The following is a 22,202-nucleotide window of genomic DNA, read 5'->3' on the forward strand; positions in this document are numbered from 1 at the left end:
GTTGAGGACGAGGCTCGCAAGATGTGGGCGTCCTCGATGAACATCGCCGGCTCCGGCTGGAGCGGTCAGGCGCAGGCCACCTCGTACGACACCATGGGTCAGGTCAACCAGGCCTTCCGCAACATCGTCAACATGCTCCACGGAGTGCGGGACGGACTGATTCGCGACGCGAACAACTACGAGCAGCAAGAGCAGGCCTCGCAGCAAATCCTCGGCAGCTAGCGCTTAAAACCGCGGCTGCGTACCATTCCAGACATTAGGAGAACACCGTTATGACAATCAATTACCAGTTCGGCGATGTCGACGCCCACGGTGCCTTGATCCGCGCCCAGGCCGCGTCTCTGGAGGCTGAGCACCAGGCCATCGTTCGCGATGTGCTTGCTGCGGGTGACTTCTGGGGCGGTGCCGGTTCGGTGGCCTGCCAGGAGTTCATCACCCAGTTGGGTCGCAACTTCCAGGTGATCTACGAGCAGGCCAACGCCCACGGGCAGAAGGTGCAGAGCGCCGGCAGCAACATGGCCAGCACCGACAGCGCCGTTGGGTCCAGCTGGGCCTAACCCCAACTTCAGGCGCGGCAGCACACCGAGATCTGGTGTGCTGCCGCGTCCTGCGGTTACCGTGCACTTTGAACCCTTGAGGTATTGATGGATCAGCAGACCGCCCGCACCGACATCACCGTTAACGTCGACGGTTTCTGGATGCTCCAGGCCCTCCTGGACATCCGGCACGTCGCGCCGGAATTGCGGTGCCGGCCATTCGTTTCTACCGACTCGAGCGACTGGCTCAACGAGCATCCCGGGATGGCGGTGATGCGCGAGCAGGGCATCGTCGAAAACGACCAGGTGAACGAACATGTGGCCGCTCGAATGCGGGTGCTGGCCGCGCCGGACCTCGAGGTCATCGCCCTGCTGTCGCGGGGCAAGCTGCTCTACGGCGTGGTCGACGACGAGAACCAGCCGCCCGGCTCGCGAGACATCCCCGACAACGAGTTTCGGGTAGTGCTGGCCCGCCGCGGCCAGCACTGGGTGTCCGCGGTGCGGGTCGGCGGCGACATCACCGTCGACGACGTCGCGATCGCGGACAGCGCCTCGATCGCGTCGCTGGTCCTGGACGCGCTGGAGTCGATACACCACGCCGAGCCCGCGGCGATCAATGCGGTCAACGTGCCGTTGGAAGAAATGCTGGAAGCCACGAAGTCGTGGCAGGAGTCCGGCTTCAACGTGTTTTCCGGCGGCGACCTGCGGCGGATGGGCATCAGTGCCGCCACCGTGGCCGCGTTGGGACAGGCTCTTTCCGATCCCGCGGCCGAGGTCGCGGTGTACGCGCGTCAGTACCGGGACGATGCGAAGGGCCCCAGTGCTTCGGTGCTGTCGCTCAAAGACGGTTCCGGCGGCCGCATCGCGCTTTACCAGCAGGCACGGACGGCCGGGTCGGGGGAGGCCTGGCTGGCCATCTGTCCGGCGACCCCCCAATTGGTGCAGGTGGGCGTCAAGACGGTGCTGGACACACTTCCCTACGGGGAGTGGAAAACCCACAGCAGGGTCTGACATTCGACGAAACACAAAGTTCACCAATGTCTTTGCACTCAACATGCGGTTGAGAAGCCAACACGGCATACTTCTCTAAGAGATTCAGCAAATCTCAAACCACTGTCACCAAGGTTTTAATCGCGAGGCGGGGTAGATGGAATTCGGATTGGTCGAGCTGCAGTTTCCCGGGGGCCGCAGCGCCCCGGAAAACGGGCCGGCGCGGACTCCCGCCCGGCTGGCGGCACGGGGTTACACATTCACGACGGTAAGGGGTTCAGGGCGATGACTGCGGTAGTTGAAGCGCTACAGCCTGACGTTGAGGGAGTTTCGCAGCCTCGGGCGGTCGTGGTCGGCGTTATGGCCGGGGCGGGCGTACAGATCGGCGTCCTCCTGGACGCCAACGCTCCCGTCTCGGTGATGACCGAGCCACTGCTGAAGGTGGTGAACAGCCGGCTCAGGGAGCTCGGGGAGACCCCGCTGGAGGCCACGGGCCGCGGCAGGTGGGCGCTCTGCCTGGTGGACGGCAGCCCGTTGCGGGCCACCCAGTCCCTGACCGAACAGGACGTCTACGACGGTGACCGGCTGTGGATCCGGTTCATCCAGGACACCGAACATCGCTCGCAGGTCATCGAGCACATCTCTACCGCTGTCGCGGCAAACCTGAGCAAGCGGTTTGCCGCGATCGATCCGGTCGTCGCGGTGCAGGTTGGTGCGTCGATGGTCGCGGCCGGGGTGACGGCCGCGTCGGGCTTGCTGCTCTGGTACCGGTGGCACCACAACTCCTGGCTGCCGACGGCGTACTCCGCGGTGATCGCCGCGGTGGTGCTGGGCGTTTCGCTGATGCTGCAGATGCGGGCGCGCACCCAGCAGGACCGCCGCATCGCCGACATCATGCTGCTGAGCGGCCTGGCGCCACTCACGGTCGCCGCGGCGGCGGCGCCGCCCGGCGGGGTCGGATCTCCCCACGCGGTGTTGGGCTTCGGCGTGCTCACCATCGCCGCGATGCTCGCCCTGCGTTTCACCGGCCGCAGGCTGGGGCTCTACACGGCGCTCGTCACCATCAGTCTGGTCACGGCGATCGCGGCACTGGCGCGCATGGTCGCGATGACCAGCGCGGTGACGCTGCTGACCAGCGTCGTCCTGGTGTGCGTGCTGGTCTATCACACCGCGCCGGCGCTTTCGCGCCGCCTGGCCGGCATTCGCCTGCCGGTGTTCCCCTCGGCGACCAGCCGGTGGGTGTTCGAGGCCCGGCCCGACCTGCCGACCACCGTGGTCCGCTCCGACGGCGGCCCCCCGGTCCTCGAGGGACCCGCGTCCGTCCGCGACGTCTTGGTGCAAGCCGAACGCGCCCGCTCGTTCTTGACCGGCCTGCTGGTCGGGCTGGGCGTCTTGATGATCGTCTCGCTGGCGGCTTTGTCGGATCCGCACACCGGCCAACGCTGGCTGCCGCTGTTGCTGGCCGGGTTCAGCGCCGGGTTCCTGATGCTGCGCGGACGCTCCTACGTCGACCGCTGGCAGGCGATCACCCTGGCCGTCACGGCCGTCCTCATCGTGGGTGCCGTGGTAGCGCGGTACGCGCTGGTGTTGCAATCGCCCCTGGCCGTGTCGATCAGTGCGGCGATCCTGGTCCTGCTGCCGGCGGCCGGCCTCACGTCCGCCGCCGTGGTGCCGAACACCATCTACAGCCCGCTGTTCCGCAAGTTTGTGGAATGGATCGAATACCTCTGCCTGATGCCGATTTTCCCGCTGGCATTGTGGTTGATGAATGTCTATGCAGCAATCCGCTACCGGTAGTAGCAAGGTGTGGCGAGGGCGCGCTTCCGCGGCGGCCCTCGCCGCAATCTTGCTCGCCTCAGGAGCATTGGCCGGTTTACCACCCGCCTATGCGATTTCGCCGCCGACGATCGATCCCGGCGCGGTGCCGCCTGACGGTCCGCCCGGGCCGCCAGCGCCGATGAAGCAGAACTCGTACTGCACCGAGGTCGGCGTGCTGCCCGGCACCGACTTCCGGTTGCCGCCGAAGTACATGGACATGCTGAACCTGCAGGAGGCATGGCAGTTCGGCCGCGGTGCCGGCGTGAAGGTGGCCGTCATCGATACCGGTGTGAGCCCGCATCCCCGGTTTCCGCGCCTGATCCCCGGCGGTGACTACGTGATGGGCGGCGACGGGCTGTCGGATTGCGACGCCCACGGCACCATCGTGGCCTCGATGATCGGCGCCGCGCCGGCCAACGGCGCCGGAGTCCCACCGGCCGCGCCGCGCCGGCCGGTCACCATCCCCACCACCGAACCGCCCCCGAAAGCGCCACCGCCCCAGACGGTGACGTTGTCGCCCTTGCCGCAGACCGTGACGATGGTTCCGCCTTCGCCGACGGAGCAACAGCCCGCTCCAGGACCGTTCGGGCTGCCACCGCCACCGCCACCGACAGCGCCCGCGGGCCCGCCGCCGGGACCTCCGCAGGGCGGGCAGGCCCCGGCCGGCAACCACGGCGGCGGCACGGTGACCATACCCAGCTACTCCGGCGGGAGCCGCGTGGTCGGCGTCGACAATTCACGCGGCCCGCGCCCGCTGGATCCGCCGCCCAGCCCGCCGCCTCCGCCGCCGGCACCGCCCTCGGCTGGTCCCGACGCGTTTAGCGGTGTCGCCCCGGATGTGGACATCATCGGGATCCGCCAGTCGAGCCAGGCCTTCGGCCTCAAGGACGCCTACACCGGCGACGAGGACCCGCAGACTCGCGCGAAGATCGACGGCGTCCAGACCATGGCTCGGGCGATCGTGCACGCCGCCAACATGGGCGCGCAGATCATCAACATCTCGGATGTGACCTGTATGAGCGCGCGCAACATCGTCGACCAGCGCGCGCTGGGTGCGGCGGTGCGCTACGCGGCGGTCGACAAGAACGCCGTCATAGTGGCTGCGGCCGGCGACACGAGCAAAAAGGACTGCAAGCAGAACCCGGCGCATGATCCGTTGCAGCCCAACGATCCTCGCAACTGGAGTTCCGTCACCACCGTCGTGACGCCGTCCTGGTTCAGCGACTATGTCCTGACGGTGGGCGCGGTCGACGAGGACGGCCGGCCGATGACCCAGGGCAACCAGGGGCAGGCGTCGACGAGCGTGGCCGGCCCGTGGGTGGGCATCGCCGCGCCCGGTACCGACGTCATCGGGCTGTCCCCCCGGGACGACGGCGTCATCAACGCGATCGACGGGCCGGACAACACGCTGCTGGTTCCGTCCGGCACCAGCTTCTCGGCCGCGATCGTGTCCGGCGTCGCCGCGCTCGTTCGCGCGAAGTTCCCCCAGCTCTCGGCGTACCAGGTCATCAACCGGCTGACCCGCACCGCCCGCGCGCCGGCGCGCGGCGTGGACAACCAGATCGGGCACGGGATCGTCGACCCGGTGGCGGCACTGACGTGGGACGTACCCGAAGGGCCGTTGAAGCCGCCGCAGCAACTTTCGGCGCCGCTGAACATACCGAAGCCCGCCCCACCCCGGGATATGGTGCCGGTGTGGGTGGCCGCCGGAGGCTTGCTCGGGGCGTTACTGATCGGTGGGGGCGTGTTTGGAACGGCGATGCTGATGAAGCGATCGCGGAAGCAGCAATAAGGGCGGAGCAGCAACAGTCATGAAAGCTCAGCGCAGGTTCGGTTTGTCACTGTCGTGGCCACGGGTCACCGCGGTGTTCCTGGTCGACGTCGCCATCATGGTGGTCGCCAGCCACTGCCCGGAGTCCTGGCAGGGCACCTATCGCATCGCGTTCTGGGTGGGCGTCGGGCTGGCGGCGTTGATCGCGCTGTTCTCGCTGATCACCTATCACGGGGTGACGGTGACATCGGGGTTGGCGACCTGGCTGTGGGATTGGTCCGCCGACCCCGGCAGCGCGCTGGGCGCGGGCTGCACGCCGGCGCTCGACTACCAGCGCCGCTTCGGGCGCGACAAGGTCGGCGTGCGCGAGTACGAGGGTCAGCTGGTGACGGTCATCACGGTCAACGGGGGCGACGACGACCCGTCGTCGCGCCACCGGCACCGGACGTCGCCGCCCACCCTGCTGGTGCAGGCGGTGGCAGATGGGTTGCGGCAGTTCGACATTCACCTCGACGACATCGACATCGTGTCGGTGAAGGTGCGTCGCGGCGGCAACGCCGCCGAGCTGTCCAAGCTCGACGACTGGGGCCCCGAGGAGTGGGAGGTGGCGAATGGCGAGCCGACCTCCTATGTTCGCCGCACCTGGCTGGTGTTGCGGATGAACCCGCAGCGCAACATCGCCGCGGTGGCGGTCCGCGATTCGCTGGCTTCGACGTTGGTGGCGGCGACCGAGCGGCTGGCCCAGGATCTGGACGGGCTCACGTGTGCCGCGCGGCCGCTGACCGCCGAGGAGCTCACCGAGGTGGACCGTGCGGTCCTGGCCGATCTGGAGCCCACCTGGAGCCGGCCCGGCTGGCGCCACCTCAAACACTTCAACGGCTTCACCACCAGCTTCTGGGTGACGCCCGCCGACATCACCACCGACACGCTCGACGAGCTGTGGCAGGCCGACACCGTCGCCACCGTGCTGACGGTCCGGTTGACGGCGCGGGCGGGCCGGCCGCAGGTATCGGCCTGGGTGCGCTTCCACAGCGAGAAGCGGCTGCCCCGAGACGTCTCGGCCGGCCTCAACCGCCTCACCGGACGCCAGCTGGCCGCGGTCCGCGCCAGCTTGCCCGCTCCGGCGACGCGCTCCATGCTCGTGGTGCCCAGCCGCGGACTGCGTGACGACGACGACCTGGTGCTGTCGGTCGATCAGCTGCGAGGGAGTCCGTCGGGCGTGCCTGTGGCGCAATGACGCGGCCGCAATCGACCGCTGAGGGCGCCCGCAACGCGATGGTTGCCGGCCTGCTGGCATCCGGGATATCCGTCAACGGGTTGCAACCGAGTCACAATCCGCAGGTGGCGTCGCAGATGTTCGCCACGGCGAGCAGCCTGGACCCCGGGATGTGCGACGCCTGGCTGGCGCGATTGCTGGCGGGGGAGCGGAGCATCGAGGTCCTCGCCGGTGCATGGGCATCGATTCGCACGTTCGGGTGGGAGACCCGCCGGCTCGGGGTCACCGAGTTGCACTTCCGTCCCCAGGTCTCAGACGGCTTGTTCCTCCAGCTGGCTGTCACCAGCGTCGAGTCCCTGGCGTGCGCTTACGCGGCCGTGCTGGCCGAGGCCAAGCGCTACGAGGAGGCGGCCGAACTGCTCGACGGGGTAACGCCGCGCCAACCATTCGAGCAGGAGCTGGTCGACTACGTGCGGGGCATCCTGTATTTCCGCACCGGGCGGTGGCCGGATGTGCTCAACCAATTCCCGGAGGGCAAGGTCTGGCGTCAGCCGGAACTGAAGGCCGCCGGAGCGGCGATGGCGACGACGGCGCTGGCGTCGCTCGGCGTCTTCGAGGAGGCGATCCGGCGGGGCCAGGACGCGATTGAAGGAGACCGCGTCCCGGGCGCGGCCAACATCGCCCTCTACACCCAGGGCATGTGCCTGCGACACCTGGGCCGGGAGGAAGAGGCCGTCGAGCTGTTGCGCCGGGTGTATTCGCGGGATCCGAAGTTCAGCCCCGCCCGCGAAGCGCTGGACAACCCGAACTATCGACTGGTCCTGACCGACCCGGAAACCATTGAGGCGCGCACGGATCCGTGGGACGCGGACAGCGCGCCGACCCGGGAGGAGACGGAGGCCGCTCGCCACGCCGAGGAGGCCGCAAGGTACCTGGCCGAGGGCGATGCCGAGCTCAACGCGATGCTGGGCATGGAACGCGCCAAGCGGGAGATCAAGCTCATCAAGGCCACGACGAAGGTGAACCTGGCCCGCGCCAAGATGGGCCTTCCCGTGCCGGTGACCTCGCGCCACACACTGCTGCTCGGGCCGCCCGGGACCGGTAAGACGTCGGTGGCGCGCGCCTTCAGCAAGCAGTTGTGCGGCCTGACGGTGCTGCGCAAACCGGTGGTGGTCGAAACCAGCCGCACCAAGCTGCTGGGCCGATACATGGCCGACGCGGAGAAGAACACCGAGGAGATGCTCGAGGAAGCTCTCGGCGGGGCGGTCTTCTTCGACGAGATGCACACGCTGCACGAGAAGGGCTACCAGCAAGGTGACCCCTACGGCAACGCGATCATCAACACGTTGCTGTTGTACATGGAGAACCATCGCGACGAGCTCGTCGTCTTCGGTGCCGGTTACGCCAAGGCGATGGAGAAGATGCTGGACGTGAATCAGGGTCTGCGGCGGCGGTTTTCGACCGTGATCGAGTTCTTCAGCTATACGCCGGACGAGCTGGTCGCGTTGACCCGGTTGATGGGCCAGGAGAACGAGGACGTCATCACCGAGGAAGCGGCGCATTCCCTATTGCCTTCGTACACCAGGTTTTATCTCGACGAGAGCTACTCCGAGGACGGGGACCTGATCCGCGGCATCGATACGCTCGGTAATGCCGGCTTCGTGCGCAATGTGGTCGAGAAGGCCCGCGATCACCGCAGTTTCCGTCTGGACGACGAGGACCTGGATGCGGTGCTGGCCAGCGACGTCACCGAGTTCAGCGAGCGGCAACTCCTGAGATTCAAGGAGCTGACCCAGGAGGACCTGGCCGAGGGCCTCAGCGCGGCGGTCGCGGAGAACAAGACGACCTAGGCCGCGCGGCTCACTTCAGTTAATTCGTGCCGCGGTTTGGCGCCGAACCCGGCTCCCGCGGGGTTTCGCGGCGGTGTCAGGTATGCGCGGGCCTCCCGCGGTGAGCAACGGCCGGCCGGCAGTGCGCCAGCCGGCCGCTCGCCGCGGCTCGACGGAGCCTCGGTTATTTACAAGCCGCTTTTGAGGAAAATGGCACGCCTAGCAACGTCTTAGGCGTCCCAGCCGAATGGCGAGGACTCGGCAAAACCGTCGGTGACCAGGCACAGCCGGCCTCCCAGGAAACTGCCAGCAGCTAATCAGCGGCGCGGCAGAGTAGCCCATCTACCCTTCGTGTGGGTGAACGGTAGGGGAACGGCATGGCAATCGGGTATCAAGTGTCGGTGGAGTGGGCGGGCATGGCGCCATGGTTCGCGCCCGGGCGGCGCCGGCGGAGACCCGGCGTCAGTCTCGTTCGCGACGTACCGGCGCCGCGGGCTCGGTGCCCCGCCGGGAGCACATCGCCCGGGTAGGTCGCAACCGCCGGGCGATCCGGACGGCGGCCAACCGCGCGGGCAAAAGTTCTAGACGGCCGGCAGCAACACAGCCGGCACCGACAACGCCGTCGGCTCTGGTTGGGCGTAATTGCGTCCCGATCGGCTTGACATTGACACGCTCGCTTTGAGCTTGCGGTTTGATCCGCGGGCAACTTTGCGGCATATGTCCGATATGCGTATTTCGCTGTGTTGCCATATGGCGATAGGAGGATCCAACACTTCCAATCCTTCTTTGATATGACTGGAAATCGTTTTAAAACGGTCGATGATAACGTCGATCCGTGGGCCTTCTATTGCCCGAAATAGCGGTTTGCGCAGCCAGTAAACCGCCGCTCAACTGCGCCTCGAACCGTTCTTAACCTTGATGTATTCAAGATCACATCGAAATAGCTGCCCGCCCAACTTCTCACACGGGCCGGTGGTGAAGTGACATTTGATTTTTACATTTGGTTACGCGGAAGGAACGCGGACGGAAATGCGCTATCGCCACAATGCTCTTATGTTTGTGGGCGGTTGGCAGGTTTAGTCACACGCGATCTTTGTAGGGATTCAGTTAGGCAGCGAATGGCCGGTTATTTGAAGTATGTGGAATGAGCTCGTGGCTTCAGAAACGGATCTGATGGATTTCATTAGAACCTTGCCGCGGTTGCGGCCGGGGCAGCAAAGCCGCGCCTACCCTGGCGGCCACTTAAGGGACGGGAGGTAGTCGATGTTGGACTTCGGGGCGCTTCCGCCGGAGGTCAACTCGGGGCGGATGTACGTCGGCGCCGGGTCGGGTCCGCTGCTGGCCGCGGCGGCGGCGTGGGATGAATTGGCGGCGGAGTTGCAGGCCACGAGCGCCTCGTACGGCTCGACGATCGAGTCGCTGGCGACGGGGCCGTGGACGGGTCCGTCGTCGATAGCCATGGCCGCCGCCGCCGCGCCATACGTGGCGTGGATGACCGCCACCGGCGCTCAAGCGGAGGAGGCCGGCGCCCAGGCCAAGCTGGCCGCGGGAGCCTACGAGGCGGCGTTCGCGGCGACGGTGCCGCCACCGGTGATCGCGGCCAATCGCGCGCTGCTGGCAACGCTCATCGCCACCAATATCCTCGGCCAGAACACCCCGGCAATCGCCGCCACCGAAGCCCAATACATGGAGATGTGGGCCCAGGACGCCGCCGCGATGTACGGGTACGCGGCCTCATCGGCAACCGCATCGCAACTGACGCCGTTCGCGGAGCCGCCGCGGACCACGAACGAGTCGGCCGGACCCATGCAGGCGGCCGCGGTCACGCAGTCGGGTGCGCAATCGGGCTCCAACACCGCCTCCAAACTGAGCACGCTGCAACCCCTGCTGAACGCCGGCAATACCGCGGCAGCCAACCCGACGACGGGGACCGGGGTCACCACGGGAATCGGGCAAAACCTCGACTACTGGAACAACATCTGGTCGGTGCTGACGGGCCCGTATTCCCCCCAGTCATGGAGCAGCGTCCCGGGTGGCCCGTTCCTGTCGTTCGGCCAGGCGTACGCCTGGGGCCAGAACGGCCAGGGCGCCGCCGCCTATTTGTCCGGCCCGAAGGCGATCTCCGGGGCACTCGCGCCACTGACCAGCGGACCCAGCGCCGTGCGGCCCATGCTCAGCTCCGCCGTCGGACCGGTTTCGGGCTCCATGGGCAAAGCGTCCCTGGTCGGCAGCATGTCGGTCCCGCAGGGCTGGACGGACGCGGCCCCGGCCATCCGGACCGTCGCCCAGGTGATGCCCACCAACATGGCTGCCGCCCCGGCCGCCGCGCTCGCCGGTGAAGAGGGAGTGTTCAGCCAAATGGGGCTGTCCAGCCTGCTGGGACGCGCCGTCGCGGCCAGCGCGACCCACCCCATGACCGGAAGTGCCGCCGCGGCGGCCAGCTCGCTCGGCGGTGCCGTCGCCGAGGCCGACCCGGCCGCCGCCACCATCATCGTGATCCCGTGCATCGAGGAGTGACCGCCATGAACACACCGCACATCTGCCCAGCACCGAACACCCGGCCGCCGGCCACCAGGTAAGGGGTCACACATGTTTTACGGAGCCTTTCCGCCGGAGTTCAACTCGGGCCGGATGTATGCCGGCCCGGGACCGGAGTCCTTGGTGGCGGCCGCTACCGCGTGGGAGAACCTGGCCACCGAGTTGCAGTCCGCGGCGTCGGCCTATTCGTCGGTGGTCTCGGGTCTGGCCACCGGGCCGTGGGCGGGGCCCTCTTCCCTCGCCATGGCCTCGGCGGCCGCGCCCTATGTGGCCTGGATGCAGCAGACCGCGATTCAGGCCCAGGAAGCCGCCACCCAGGCCGGCGCGGCGGTAGCCGCGTACGAGGCGGCGTTCGCTGCGCATGTGCCGCCACCGGTGATCGCGGAGAACCGTGCCCTCTTGGCGCAGCTCATGGCGACCAACCTGTTCGGGCAGAACACCGCCGCGATCGCGGCCACCGAGACCGAGTACGGCGAGATGTGGGCGCAGGACGCCGTGGCGATGGACAGCTACGCCACCTCGTCGGAGGCGGCCTCGAGGTTTACGCCGTTCGCGGAGCCGCCCCAGACCACCAACACTGCGGGGACCACGATGCAGGCGGCCGCGATAAGCCAAAGTGCCGGCACCTCCGCCGGCAATGCGGGGTCAACGGTCAGCGCGGCGGCCAACTCGCTCACCACGACCGCGACAGCGGGCAACCCGATACTGGCATGGCTCTCGCAGCTCGCCACCCAGTACAACACCACCATCACCACCTTCTTGAAGGGCTTCGGCACAACTCCCGGCGGCACGCCGTTGATCACTGCCATGTACAACGCCGTCAAGGTGCCCCTGGGGCTGACCACGCAGTTCAACGACGTCGGATTGCTCATCAACTTCCCCGTGTCCCAGTGGCTCAAGTTCGCTCCACCCGTCGCCTACGGCGCGCTGCCGAAGGACGCGCTGGGCGCCGGGCTGGGGGCGTTGGGCTTCGGCCGGGGCACGCTCTACGACGCGATCAGCCCGACGGCCGGCTTCGCGCGCGGCACGTTGGTGGGGCAGTTGAGCGTTCCGCCGAGCTGGGCCTCGGCCACCCCGGCCATCCGAACAGTTGCCGCCGCATTGTCGGCCGCGGGGCCCGAGGCGGTGCCGGCGGCGGCGCTGGGCGAGGGCAGCCTGTTCAGTTCGATGGGAATGGCGGGGATGCTGGGCAGCGCCCTCGGCTCCGGGGGGCCCACCGTGGTCGGCGCCGGCGTGCGCAACCGGATGAAGCCCATCAAGGACCTCAAAGACAAGCAGTCGCCGGAACAGCTGAAGCGTCTGGTCGCACAGATATCGGAGAAGCCCGAAACCGTGCAGCACCACAACGTCGACCAGGAAGGTCTCGACGCCCTGCTCGAGCAGCTGGCGAAGAAGCCCGGCATCCACGCCGTGCACCTGAAGAAGGGCGACAAGTCCAAAGTCCTGCCCGCTGATGCCCAATTAGGTTAGCGGCCAACATGATTCAAGCCCGTGTGGCGATGCGCAAGGAAGGCGAGCAATGAAACGGTTACTGGTTCTACTGGGCGTCCCCGCCCTGATCGGCCTGGCCGCACCGGCATACGCCGATCCTCCACCCGTACCGGACGGCGACGACGGGGCGTTCCTCGCCGCGCTGCACCAGGCCGGCTTCGGCTTCGCAAGTCCGGATGCGGCCGTCGGGGCGGGCCGGGCCGTCTGTTCGTGCCTGAACAACGGCGAATCGGGTTTGGAGCTGGTCCATGACGTGAAGATGCACAATCCGGGCATGGACATGGAGATGGCGTCCAACTTCGCCATGATCTCCGCGAAGTACTACTGCCCGCATCAGCTCAGCAAGGCCTGACCGATACGGTATTACCCTGGCCCAGAAGGCATTTCGCAAGATCGAGCCGGTGCTGCGGTCGACGTCGCGCCATGAGACAATCACCGGTTATGAGGCTGCTGCTGCCGCTGATCGCCGTTCCGGCCGCGATCGTGCTCGCCGCGCCCGCGCACGGCGAGCCGGATGCGGGCGGCGTCGACGAGGCGAGCTTTCTCGCGTCGCTGCGAAGCGCGGGCATCACCTACAAGACGCCGGAGGCGGCGGTCCAGTTCGCCCAGGCGGTATGTACTGCGATGGGCAACGGCGAGTACGGCCCCCAGATGGTCAACGATCTGAAGGGCCAAAATCCCGGGCTCACTACGGATCACGCCACGTCGTTTCTGGCGATCGCCGCGAAATTCTACTGTCCCCAGCAACTCAACAAGAGCTAGCCTGGCGTCGGCCACATCGGGAACCCTTTGGCGGCGCACGGGTTTCGCACGCATGACCGCAACGCATCCGGTTCGGCTCGGCGCCACCTGCCGTTCACCTGAGAGTGGTTAGCTCCGGCCGGTGCCGGGGGAAGGAGTGCCGATGGAGACCACGCTGAGCGTCGCCGATTTCGCGCTCCGGCTCGCCGTGGGCGTGGGATGTGGCGCCCTCATCGGCCTGGAGCGGCAATGGCGGGCGCGCCGGGCCGGCCTGCGGACCAACGCGCTCGTCGCCGGCGGCGCGACCCTGTTCGTGCTGTATGCCGCCGCCACCGCGGACACCAGCCCCACCAGGGTGGCGTCGTACGTGGTGTCCGGCATCGGGTTCCTCGGCGGTGGCGTGATCCTGCGCGAGGGCGTCAACGTCCGGGGCCTCAACACCGCGGCCACCCTGTGGTGTTCCGCGGCGATCGGCGTCCTGGCGGCCTCGGGTCACCTGGTGTTCGCGTTGATCGGCACCGGGACCGTCATCGCGATACATGTGTTCGGGCGTCCGCTCGGCCGGCTGATCGATCGCGACAACACCGGCGACGAAGACGAAAGTCTGCGGCCCTACCTGGTGCAGGTGGTCTCGCGTCCCAAACACGAGCAGTACGCGCGCGCCCAGATCGTGCAGCACGCGAGCGGTAACGACATCACGCTGCGCGGCATCCATACCGGGCGGTCCGGCGACGACGAGGTCACGTTGACCGCGCACCTACTCATGGACGGCGACGCCCCGTCCCGGCTGGAGCGGCTGGTGGCGGAGCTGTCGCTGCAGCCGGGAGTTCGCGCGGTGCAGTGGTATGCCGGCGACGAAGCGCAATCGGACCGTTAAGGGCGGGCCTGCAACTCGGGCGCGGCCGCGGCCAGGAGGTCGGCGCGGTTCCCGGTCAGCGGCGGATAGATGCGACGGGTGTTGATCGTCCGCTTCGTAGCCTTGGCTCGTTCGCCGGTTGACACCAGCAGCCGATCCCATCCTTCGGTGTAGACCGCGCCGGCCGGTCCGAGATCGAGAACCGTTACATACCAAGGGATTCGGAGAGCCAGCAGCGGTTCGCCGAACAGGTCGCTGATCACGTTGTAGCCGGCGTAGCGGCCCATCGGGCGGCCGTGTTGACACGACATCACCGACAGGTGGTCGTCGTCCATACGGGCGGCCGCGACGTCGCCGGCGGCAAAAACCGCGGGGACGCCGATGACCCGCAGAAAGTCATCGACGGGCACCCGCCCCAGGCCGTCGCGCGCCACCGGCAGCTGCTCGGTCAGCGAGCTGGCCCGCATACCGGCACACCACACCACCGTGCCCGCCGCCACGTGTTCACCCGAGGTCAGCGACACACCGCGCTCGCTGATGGCGGCGACACCGACGCCCGCCCGGGTCTCGACGCCGTTGGCCGCTAGCGCGGCTTCGATCGCCGGTCGCGCCGAGGCGCCCATGTCGGAGCCGATGCGGCTGCGATCCAGCAGCACCACGCGGGGAGTGGCGTCGCTGCCGGCGAACAGCCGCCGCAACCTGTCGGGTAGCTCGCAAGCCACTTCGATGCCGGTCAGCCCCGCCCCGACCACGACGACCGTGGCCGCCGCTGCCGTTGGAGAACCGTCGGCGAGCCGAAGCAGGTGGTCGCGCAGGGCAAGGGCACCGTCGTAGGTGTCGACGTCGAAACCGAACTCCCGCAGGCCCGGTATGGGGGGTTTGACGACCTCGCTGCCGGAGGCCAGCACGAGCCGGTCGTACTCGTATGTCACCCCGCCCGACGTGGCGACGGTGCGTGCGTGGGTGTCGATCGCGGTCACCTCGGTGGCCACGTGTGCCACGCCCACGGGATCGAGGAGGCCGGCGAGCGGAATGCGGCATGGGCGCAGGTCGGCCTCGTAATTGCGCACCCGAATGTCGTGGAACGGTTGGGTGGCCAACACGGTGATGTCGACCGTTCCGGTCGGGACGGCCAGCTCGTCGAGTCGGCGCGCGGCGCCGAGCGCCGCCCATAATCCGGCAAAGCCCGAGCCGATCACCACCACAGCTGCCAACTGCTAACACCTCGCGTCGTTCGGCCCCGTCGTCCCAGTTTGGACCGCATGGCGAACCAAGGCGACCCGCACGTCCCGTCGGCCGTCGTAGTCTTATGCCTGTGAGTGCACTCTCAGGTTTCGTGTCCGCGCTGCCCCCGCAGATGCGGGATCCCGTGCTGCTCGCCATTCCCTTCTTCTTGTTGCTGTTGACGCTGGAATGGGCGGCGGCCCGAAAGCTGGAGAGCATCGCCGAAAACGCGCGGCCGGTCTCCGGCGCGTACCTCACCCGCGACTCGCTGGCCAGCATCTCGATGGGGCTGGTCTCGGTGGGCACCACCGCCGCCTGGAAGACCCTGGCCCTGTTCGGCTACGCCGCGATCTATGCCTACCTGGCGCCCTGGCACCTGTCGGTGGCCCGGTGGTACACCTGGGTCATCGCGCTTGTCGGCGTCGACCTGCTGTATTACGCCTATCACCGGATCGCACACCGGGTCCGATTGATCTGGGCGACGCACCAGGCCCATCACTCCAGCCAATACTTCAACTTCGCGACCGCGCTGCGCCAGAAGTGGAACAACAGCGGCGAAATCCTGATGTGGGTGCCCCTGCCGCTGCTGGGGGTCCCGCCCTGGATGGTGTTCTTCAGTTTCTCGATCAGCCTGATCTACCAGTTCTGGGTGCACACCGAGCGGATCGACAAGCTGCCACGGCCCATCGAATTCCTCTTCAACACCCCGTCGCATCACCGGGTGCACCACGGAATGGACCCGATCTACCTCGACAAGAACTACGGCGGAATCCTCATCATCTGGGACCGGCTGTTCGGCAGCTTCCAGCCCGAGTTGTTCCGCCCGCATTACGGCCTGACCAAGCAGGTCACCACGTTCAACATCTGGAAGCTGCAGACCCACGAATACGTCGCGATCGCCCGCGACTGGCGTTCGGCGACCCGGCTGCGTGACCGGCTGGGCTACGTCTTCGGCCCGCCGGGCTGGGCCCCGCGCACCGCGGACCACACCGAGACCGCCGTTTCCCTGGCCACATCGCCGTAACGCCGGCGGCGGACGGCGCGAAGACTTCTGCGTAACGGAAAGTCACGCCGTAATCTCAAATCGGTCGAGATTTGGCCCAGAGGGATCGGAGTTGATGGTGCGTCGCCTGGCAATGCGAGCGTTCACCGCGTCGATCACCGTGGCCGCGCTCACGCAGTGGATGCCGACCGCGCCGGCCAAAGCCGACCCCGTCATGGTCTATCCGGGCATGGAGATCCGGCAGGACAATCGCGTCTGCACGCTGGGCTACGTCGACCCCAATCTCAAGATCGCCTTCACCGCGGGGCACTGCCGCGGCGGCGCGGGCGTGGTCACCGACCGCGGCGGGGCCGTCATCGGCCGGCTGGCCGCCTTCCGGGACAACACCCCCAGCGGCACTACGGTGGCTACCGACCAGCTGATCACCGACTACGAGGCGATCGTGCTGGACAACGGCGTGATGGCGAACAACGTCCTGCCGGGCGGGCGTCCACTGATCTCGAATCCGGCGGCGGCGCTCGCCCCCGGGCAGGCGATCTGCCACTTCGGCGTCAGCACCGGCGAAACCTGCGGGACGGTGGAGAGCGTGAACAACGGCTGGTTCACCATGTCGCACGGCGTGCAGAGCCACAACGGCGATTCGGGCGGGCCGGTGTACCTGCCGTCCAGCGCGGGTCCGGGGCTGCTCGTGGGGATCTTCAACAGCGTGTGGGGGGACTTTCCGGCGGCGGTGTCTTGGCGGGCGACCTCAGAGGAGGTCCGTGAGGACCTCGGTGTGACGCGCGGGGGCGCTCGTTAGGCGATTCAGCGGGACTCGTCCGCCTCCGCGAGCGCGAACACGGGGATCGTGGGTGCGACGGCGCGGAACTCCTCGTCGGTGCTGACCGGGGTCAGCCCGGCGACGTAGTCCTTGACCTGCCAATACCAGCGCTCCAGATAGCGGCGCAGCAGTTCCGGTTTGGCCGCGTCGGCCACCTCGGTGACGCGGGCGCGGCGCCGGCGCCAGCGGGGGCCGGTTTCGACGACGCCCGCGGCCCGGACGTTGCGGGCCCACTGGGTGTTGCCTCGTGGTGAGACCAGGTAGTGCACCCCGTCAACGGTCAGCAGATTGATGACGACCGCCCGCGTCTTCCCGCTTTTGCGCCCGCGCACCCGCAGCGCATGGGTGCCGGCGATGCTGACACCCATCTCGGCAAGCCAGCGGATCACCGCGTTGGCGGCCCGCACGGCCCCGCCCGGTTCTTCGTATCGCGTGGACATGTCGCATCCTTTCTTGCAAACCTTCCGAGAGCAGTGCTCTCTAAACGGAGACTGTGCCACACGCTCAGCCGGAAAGCAAGAGCGGTGATCTCGGTTATGCCAGACTGGCCGCGTGGGCAAACGCCAGGAGACCCGGCAGCAGATCGAGTCGCGCATCATCCAGCTCGGTCGCCAGCAGCTGGTCGACCGCGGCGCGGCCGGGTTGTCGGTGCGTGCGATCGCCCGGGACCTCGGCATGGTGTCGTCGGCCGTCTACCGGTACGTGTCCAGCCGCGACGAGCTGCTGACCTTGCTGCTGGTCGATGCCTACTCGGACCTCGCCGACGCCGTCGATCGCGCCCGCGAGGCGGTCGGGGACCTCTGGAGCGACGATGTCATCGCGATTTCCCGGGCGACACGGGAGTGGGCCGTCGCGCACCCCGCCCGCTGGGCCCTGCTGTACGGCAGCCCCGTGCCCGGGTATCACGCACCGCCGGAGCGCACCGTGGCCGTGGGCACCCGGGTGGTGGCGGCGTTCTTCGACGCCGTGGCGTCGGGCATTGCCACCGGCGACATCAGGCTGACCGATACCGTTGCGCCCCAACCGATGTCGTCGGACTTCGAGCGGATTCGCCAGGAATTTGGCTTCCCCGGCGACGACCAGGTGGTCGCCAAGTGCTTCCTGCTCTGGGCGGGGGTGCTGGGTGCGATCAGCCTCGAGGTGTTCGGGCAATACGGCGCCGATACCCTGACCGATCCCGAGGCGGTGTTCGGCGCGCAGCTTCGGCTGCTGGTGGACGTGTTGAGCCAACATTGACGGGCCGGCCGCCGCCCGGAATTAGAACATGTTCACCCAGCCTGCGGAACGCGGGAGCCGCTCGCCATGGCAAAGTTTTCGCGGCCCTTCCTGGCTCCCGAGCCACTCGACTATCCTGCGAGACGATGACCCTTCCCGTTCAATCGCCAACGCAGATCGCGTGGGTTACCACCGACCTGGACGCCACCGAAACCGCCCTCACCGGCTTGTTAGGGGTGCGCAAATGGGTCCGCATACCCGACGTGCACTTTGCTCCGGAATCCTGCAGCTACCTCGGCAAGCCGGCCGATTTCGTCGCCAGCATCTCGCTGAGCTATCTCGGCGACATGCAGCTGGAACTGATCCAGCCCGTCCGCGGGGAGAACATCTATAGTGACTTTTTGCGCGAATCCGGGCCCGGTCTGCACCACATTTGCATGGAGGCCGAGAACCCCGGGCAGTTCGACGCGGCGTTGGCCGAGGCCGTGGAATTCGGCGCCGCGGTCGTGCAGCAAGGTGTGATGCCCGGCGGGATCCAGTTCGCCTATGTGTCAGCGCCGCAGGCGGCGGTGCCGTTTGTGGAGATCGCCTACATCGCGCGCGAGATGAGGGCGTTTTACGACTACATCAAACAGGAGCAGCGCCAATGAGCACGGAGATCCCGGCAACGGTCAGCGCGGACGACGTGACGTCGTGGTCGGATGACGTCGACGTGGTGGTGGTCGGCTTCGGCATCGCGGGCGGCTGCGCCGCCGTCAGCGCGGCGGCCGCCGGGGCGAAGGTGCTGGTGCTGGAGCGTGCCGCGGCGGCGGGCGGCACGACGTCGCTTGCCGGGGGGCACTTCTATTTGGGTGGGGGAACGGCGGTTCAGCAGGCCACGGGCCACGCCGACTCGCCCGAGGAGATGTACAAATACCTGGTCGCCGTGTCCCGGCAACCGGATCACGACAAGATCCGGGCCTACTGCGAGGGCAGCGTCGAGCATTTCAACTGGCTGGAAGACTTGGGTTTTCAATTCGAGCGCAGCTACTTTCCGGGCAAGGCCGTCATTCAGCCCAACACCGAGGGCCTGATGTTCACCGGCAACGAGAAGGTGTGGCCGTTCCTGGAGCAGGCGGTGCCGGCGCCGCGGGGCCACAAGGTGCCCGTGCCCGGCGACACCGGGGGCGCCAGCATGGTGATCGATCTGCTGCTGAAGCGCGCCGCGAACCTGGGCGTCCAGATCCGGTACGAGACGGGCGCCACCGAACTCATCGTGGACGGTTCGGGCGCGGTGTGCGGTGTCATGTGGAAGCAGTTCTCCGAAACCGGTGCGATCAAAGCAAAGTCGGTGATCGTCGCTGCCGGCGGATTCGTGATGAACCCGGAGATGGTTGCCAAGTACACCCCCAAGCTGGCCGAGAAACCGTTCGTGCTGGGCAACACGTACGACGACGGGCTGGGCATCCGGATGGGCGTATCGGCCGGCGGCGCAACCGAGCACATGGATCAGATCTTCATCACGGCTCCGCCGTACCCGCCGTCGATCCTGTTGACGGGCATCATCGTGAACAAGCTGGGACAGCGCTTCGTCGCCGAGGATTCCTACCATTCCAGGACTTCCGGGTTCATCATGGACCAGCCGGACAGCGCGGCGTTCCTCATCGTCGACGAGGCGCACCTGGAGCACCCCAAGATGCCGCTGGTGCCGCTGATCGACGGATGGGAAACCGTCCCGGAAATGGAAGCCGCGCTTGGCATTCCGGAGGGCAACCTGGTCGCGACGCTGGACCGTTACAACGCCAACGCCGCCCGCGGCGAGGACCCGGACTTTCACAAGCAGCCCGAATTCCTTGCGGCACAAGATCACGGCCCCTGGGGCGCGTTCGACATGTCCTTGGGTAAGGCGATGTACGCCGGCTTCACCATCGGCGGGCTCGTCACGTCCGTGGACGGCGAGGTGCTGCGCGAGGACGGCACCGTCGTGCCGGGCCTGTATGCGGCCGGGGCGTGCGCGTCCAACATCGCCCAGGACGGCAAGGGCTACGCCAGCGGCACACAGCTGGGGGAGGGCTCGTTCTTCGGCCGCCGCGCCGGAGCGCACGCGGCCGGGCGGGCCGGGGGCGCGCAGGCGCGCTAAGACCCAGCGCCGGAGCGCACGCGGCCGGGCGGGCCGGGGGCGCGCAGGCGCGCTAAGACCCAGCGCGGCCCGGACGGCGCTAGACGCGCGCCGGTTCCTTCTTTTCCTCCACGGGTCCCAGCCGCCATGGCCCGCCGCCGAGCAGCTGCAGCTCCTGTTCGTGGTGCTGCTCGACGGTGGGTCGGTGGCTGACGCTCACGACCACACAGTCCGGCAGCTCGGTCCGCACCAGCTGGTACAACGCGAATTCCAGGCCCTCGTCCAGCGCGGAGGTGGCCTCGTCCAGGAAGACCGCCTTGGGTTTGGTGAGCAGGATCCGCGCGAAGGCGACCCGTTGCTGCTCGCCCGGGGACAGGACCTTGGCCCAATCCCGTTCTTCGTCGAGCCGGTCCAGCAGCGGCGCCAGTGCGACTTTGGTGAGCACCTCGCGCAGCTCGGCATCGGAGACCTCGTCCGGCGAGTTCGGGTAGCACACCACGGTGCGCAGGCTACCCAGCGGCACGTACGGCAACTGCGACAGGAACATGGTCGCGTTGTCGCCCTGCGGACGGCAGAGGGTGCCGGACGCGTACGGCCACAACTCGGCGAGGCTGCGCAGCAGCGTGGTCTTGCCGGCACCCGAACGCCCGGTGATCACCAGCGAATCGCCTTCGGCGAGTTGAACATCGAGCGGGTCGATCAGCCGATCGCCGGCCGGAGTGCGCACCTCGATGTCGCGAAGCTCGACTGGCGCCTCTTCGCTCGGCTTGACCAGGATGGTCGGCAGCGCGCGGCCCTTGTCGTTGGCGTCGACCAGCCCGTGCAACCGGATGATCGACGCCCGGAAGGCCGCGAACGCGTCGTAGTTGTTGCGGAAGAACGACAGCGAATCCTGAATGTTGCCGAAGGCCGTCGCGCTTTGCCCGACGTCACCGAAGTCGATCCGGCCGGCGAACAGGCGCGGCGCCTGAATCACCCACGGCAGCGGGACGATTGCCTGCGACACCGACCAGTTCCAGCCGTTGAAGATGATGGTCCGGCGGACGAACTTGCGGTAGTTGTCGATGATCGGGGTGAAGCGCCGCCACAGTTGCGCCCGCTCCACACGCTCGCCGCGGTAGAAGCCCACGGCCTCCGCGGCATCGCGCAATCGGACCAGGGCATACCGGAACGCGGCGTTCAGCTTCTCGTTGTTGAAGCTGAGCCAGATCAGCGGATGGCCGAGCCAGATCGCCACCAGCGTGGCGACCAGCACGTAGATCAGGACGGTCCAGAACATGGCGCGCGGAAAGTCGACGCCCAACACGGTCAGGTTGCCGGACAGGTTCCACAGGATCGCGGCGAAGGAGATCACCGAGGCCACCGCGTTCACGGCGCCGAACAGCAAGGTGCTGCCGGTCCCGTTCGAGGGGATGTTGGGGGTGCCACCGGCATTCGCGGTGAAGATGTCGATGTCCTGCTGGATGCGCTGGTCGGGGTTGTCGATGGTGTGGTCGATGAACAGATCCCGGTAGTAGGCCCGGCCGGCGAGCCAGTCGTCGGTGAGATTGGCCGTCAGCCACATGCGCCAGGCGATGATGAACCGCTGCGTCAGGTAGATGTCCACCATGAACCGGATGACGTACAAGACCGCCAGCACGCTGAAGATCGCGATCGACATCCAAAAGCCGTGTATCCCGGACTGTTTGACGTTTTCGTCGTCGGCCGCGAGGCCCTGCACCGCCTTTTGTACCGCGGTGTAGAGGTCGTTGCCCTGGTAGCTGAGCAGCACCATCAGCCGCACGGACAGGAGTACGGACAGCAACAGCACGCCCAGCATCGCCCACACCCGCACGCTGTGCGCACCCACGAAGTAGCCGCGCGTGATCCGCCAGAACTGCTGGCCCCACGGCGTGAGATACCTGAAGGCGACCAGCACGATGAACAACACCACCGCGCTGATGACCCACGCGATGGCTACCCACCGCAGGGAATCCACGGCGGCCGTCGACCAGTCGATCGACGGCTTGAACGGCTTCGGGCCCATGGTCGCTATCTCCTCGGGGTCGAGCTGATG

At 67.5% G+C, this 22,202-nt stretch carries 20 protein-coding genes; 17 read left to right on the forward strand and 3 right to left on the reverse strand.

The features are described from left to right. The 12 genes from A5711_RS22170 to A5711_RS22225 all read left to right on the forward strand — a co-directional run. The coding region (locus A5711_RS22170) for a WXG100 family type VII secretion target (protein ID WP_067950332.1) at positions 1-222 on the forward strand (222 nt) is incomplete at its 5' end. A 50-nt stretch (positions 223-272) separates the two neighbouring features. Next, on the forward strand, positions 273-557 hold the full coding sequence (locus A5711_RS22175) for a WXG100 family type VII secretion target (protein ID WP_046182844.1): 285 nt from the start codon (positions 273-275) through the stop codon (positions 555-557). Between the two features lie 87 nt (positions 558-644). After that, on the forward strand, positions 645-1,547 hold the full coding sequence (locus A5711_RS22180; RefSeq protein WP_055405688.1) for an ESX secretion-associated protein EspG: 903 nt from the start codon (positions 645-647) through the stop codon (positions 1,545-1,547). 264 nt (positions 1,548-1,811) lie between these two features. Further along, the gene (gene eccD / locus A5711_RS22185) at positions 1,812-3,323 is read left to right on the forward strand and encodes a type VII secretion integral membrane protein EccD (protein WP_067950334.1); all 1,512 of its coding nucleotides are present in this window, start codon (positions 1,812-1,814) and stop codon (positions 3,321-3,323) included. Further along, a complete protein-coding gene (locus tag A5711_RS22190) occupies positions 3,301-5,136 on the forward strand; it encodes a type VII secretion-associated serine protease mycosin (protein WP_067950336.1) in 1,836 nt (611 codons plus the stop codon). Before eccD ends, A5711_RS22190 begins: the two co-directional genes overlap by 23 nt. Before the next feature lie 19 nt (positions 5,137-5,155). Continuing rightward, entirely contained in the window at positions 5,156-6,352 is a 1,197-nt protein-coding gene (gene eccE / locus A5711_RS22195) for a type VII secretion protein EccE (protein WP_067950338.1), read from the forward strand. Beyond that, positions 6,349-8,181 carry a type VII secretion AAA-ATPase EccA gene (eccA, locus tag A5711_RS22200; protein ID WP_067950340.1) on the forward strand — a complete coding sequence of 611 codons (1,833 nt, stop codon included), beginning with the start codon at positions 6,349-6,351 and terminating at the stop codon, positions 8,179-8,181. The genes eccE and eccA overlap by 4 nt, the downstream gene beginning before the upstream one ends. A gap of 1,245 nt (positions 8,182-9,426) precedes the next feature. Beyond that, entirely contained in the window at positions 9,427-10,677 is a 1,251-nt protein-coding gene (locus A5711_RS22205; protein ID WP_369829954.1) for a PPE family protein, read from the forward strand. A 72-nt stretch (positions 10,678-10,749) separates the two neighbouring features. Beyond that, positions 10,750-12,168, forward strand: coding sequence for a PPE family protein (locus A5711_RS22210; RefSeq protein ID WP_067950343.1), 1,419 nt, complete (start codon positions 10,750-10,752; stop codon positions 12,166-12,168). A 49-nt stretch (positions 12,169-12,217) separates the two neighbouring features. After that, the gene (locus A5711_RS22215; RefSeq protein WP_067950345.1) at positions 12,218-12,541 is read left to right on the forward strand and encodes a DUF732 domain-containing protein; all 324 of its coding nucleotides are present in this window, start codon (positions 12,218-12,220) and stop codon (positions 12,539-12,541) included. A gap of 89 nt (positions 12,542-12,630) precedes the next feature. Continuing rightward, positions 12,631-12,951, forward strand: a complete 321-nt coding sequence (locus A5711_RS22220) for a DUF732 domain-containing protein (protein WP_067950347.1) — start codon at positions 12,631-12,633, stop codon at positions 12,949-12,951. 142 nt (positions 12,952-13,093) lie between these two features. Further along, on the forward strand, positions 13,094-13,807 hold the full coding sequence (locus A5711_RS22225) for an MgtC/SapB family protein (RefSeq protein WP_067210077.1): 714 nt from the start codon (positions 13,094-13,096) through the stop codon (positions 13,805-13,807). Here A5711_RS22225 and A5711_RS22230 read toward each other — a convergent pair. Further along, positions 13,804-15,000, reverse strand: a complete 1,197-nt coding sequence (locus tag A5711_RS22230; RefSeq protein ID WP_067950349.1) for an NAD(P)/FAD-dependent oxidoreductase — start codon at positions 14,998-15,000, stop codon at positions 13,804-13,806. The genes A5711_RS22225 and A5711_RS22230 overlap by 4 nt on opposite strands. Before the next feature lie 101 nt (positions 15,001-15,101). Here A5711_RS22230 and A5711_RS22235 point away from each other — a divergent pair, with 101 nt between their 5' ends. Both A5711_RS22235 and A5711_RS22240 read left to right on the forward strand, forming a co-directional pair. After that, the gene (locus tag A5711_RS22235; RefSeq protein WP_067950352.1) at positions 15,102-16,034 is read left to right on the forward strand and encodes a sterol desaturase family protein; all 933 of its coding nucleotides are present in this window, start codon (positions 15,102-15,104) and stop codon (positions 16,032-16,034) included. A gap of 94 nt (positions 16,035-16,128) precedes the next feature. After that, positions 16,129-16,812, forward strand: coding sequence for a hypothetical protein (locus A5711_RS22240; RefSeq protein ID WP_067950354.1), 684 nt, complete (start codon positions 16,129-16,131; stop codon positions 16,810-16,812). A gap of 5 nt (positions 16,813-16,817) precedes the next feature. Here the strand turns inward: A5711_RS22240 and A5711_RS22245 are convergent, their stop codons facing one another. After that, on the reverse strand, positions 16,818-17,273 hold the full coding sequence (locus tag A5711_RS22245; RefSeq protein WP_067950356.1) for a nitroreductase/quinone reductase family protein: 456 nt from the start codon (positions 17,271-17,273) through the stop codon (positions 16,818-16,820). 112 nt (positions 17,274-17,385) lie between these two features. On the opposite strand from A5711_RS22245, the gene A5711_RS22250 reads away from it, so the two are divergent. From A5711_RS22250 to A5711_RS22260, 3 genes are all read left to right on the forward strand, one after another. After that, positions 17,386-18,069, forward strand: a complete 684-nt coding sequence (locus A5711_RS22250) for a TetR/AcrR family transcriptional regulator (RefSeq protein ID WP_067950358.1) — start codon at positions 17,386-17,388, stop codon at positions 18,067-18,069. A gap of 125 nt (positions 18,070-18,194) precedes the next feature. Then, on the forward strand, positions 18,195-18,698 hold the full coding sequence (locus A5711_RS22255) for a VOC family protein (protein ID WP_067950359.1): 504 nt from the start codon (positions 18,195-18,197) through the stop codon (positions 18,696-18,698). After that, a complete protein-coding gene (locus tag A5711_RS22260; protein WP_067950362.1) occupies positions 18,695-20,167 on the forward strand; it encodes an FAD-binding protein in 1,473 nt (490 codons plus the stop codon). The genes A5711_RS22255 and A5711_RS22260 overlap by 4 nt, the downstream gene beginning before the upstream one ends. 79 nt (positions 20,168-20,246) lie before the next feature. On the opposite strand, the gene A5711_RS22265 is transcribed toward A5711_RS22260, so the two are convergent. Continuing rightward, positions 20,247-22,172: an ABC transporter ATP-binding protein/permease gene (locus A5711_RS22265; protein WP_067950364.1), complete on the reverse strand. Its 1,926-nt coding sequence runs from the start codon at positions 22,170-22,172 to the stop codon at positions 20,247-20,249. Between the last annotated feature and the right edge of the window lie 30 nt (positions 22,173-22,202).

This window comes from Mycobacterium sp. E2238, from assembly GCF_001672665.1.
Taxonomy (GTDB): Bacteria; Actinomycetota; Actinomycetes; order Mycobacteriales; family Mycobacteriaceae; genus Mycobacterium.

Excerpts from the sequence above, each read along its gene's own strand:
- A5711_RS22175 (WP_046182844.1), top strand. The coding sequence starts at position 273 with ATGACAATCAATTACCAGTTCGGCGATGTCGACGCCCACGGTGCCTTG.
- A5711_RS22180 (WP_055405688.1), top strand. The coding sequence starts at position 645 with ATGGATCAGCAGACCGCCCGCACCGACATCACCGTTAACGTCGACGGT.
- eccD (WP_067950334.1), top strand. The coding sequence starts at position 1,812 with ATGACTGCGGTAGTTGAAGCGCTACAGCCTGACGTTGAGGGAGTTTCG.
- A5711_RS22190 (WP_067950336.1), top strand. The coding sequence starts at position 3,301 with ATGCAGCAATCCGCTACCGGTAGTAGCAAGGTGTGGCGAGGGCGCGCT.
- eccE (WP_067950338.1), top strand. The coding sequence starts at position 5,156 with ATGAAAGCTCAGCGCAGGTTCGGTTTGTCACTGTCGTGGCCACGGGTC.
- eccA (WP_067950340.1), top strand. The coding sequence starts at position 6,349 with ATGACGCGGCCGCAATCGACCGCTGAGGGCGCCCGCAACGCGATGGTT.
- A5711_RS22210 (WP_067950343.1), top strand. The coding sequence starts at position 10,750 with ATGTTTTACGGAGCCTTTCCGCCGGAGTTCAACTCGGGCCGGATGTAT.
- A5711_RS22215 (WP_067950345.1), top strand. The coding sequence starts at position 12,218 with ATGAAACGGTTACTGGTTCTACTGGGCGTCCCCGCCCTGATCGGCCTG.
- A5711_RS22220 (WP_067950347.1), top strand. The coding sequence starts at position 12,631 with ATGAGGCTGCTGCTGCCGCTGATCGCCGTTCCGGCCGCGATCGTGCTC.
- A5711_RS22225 (WP_067210077.1), top strand. The coding sequence starts at position 13,094 with ATGGAGACCACGCTGAGCGTCGCCGATTTCGCGCTCCGGCTCGCCGTG.
- A5711_RS22240 (WP_067950354.1), top strand. The coding sequence starts at position 16,129 with ATGGTGCGTCGCCTGGCAATGCGAGCGTTCACCGCGTCGATCACCGTG.
- A5711_RS22245 (WP_067950356.1), bottom strand. The coding sequence starts at position 17,273 with ATGTCCACGCGATACGAAGAACCGGGCGGGGCCGTGCGGGCCGCCAAC.
- A5711_RS22255 (WP_067950359.1), top strand. The coding sequence starts at position 18,195 with ATGACCCTTCCCGTTCAATCGCCAACGCAGATCGCGTGGGTTACCACC.
- A5711_RS22260 (WP_067950362.1), top strand. The coding sequence starts at position 18,695 with ATGAGCACGGAGATCCCGGCAACGGTCAGCGCGGACGACGTGACGTCG.
- A5711_RS22265 (WP_067950364.1), bottom strand. The coding sequence starts at position 22,172 with ATGGGCCCGAAGCCGTTCAAGCCGTCGATCGACTGGTCGACGGCCGCC.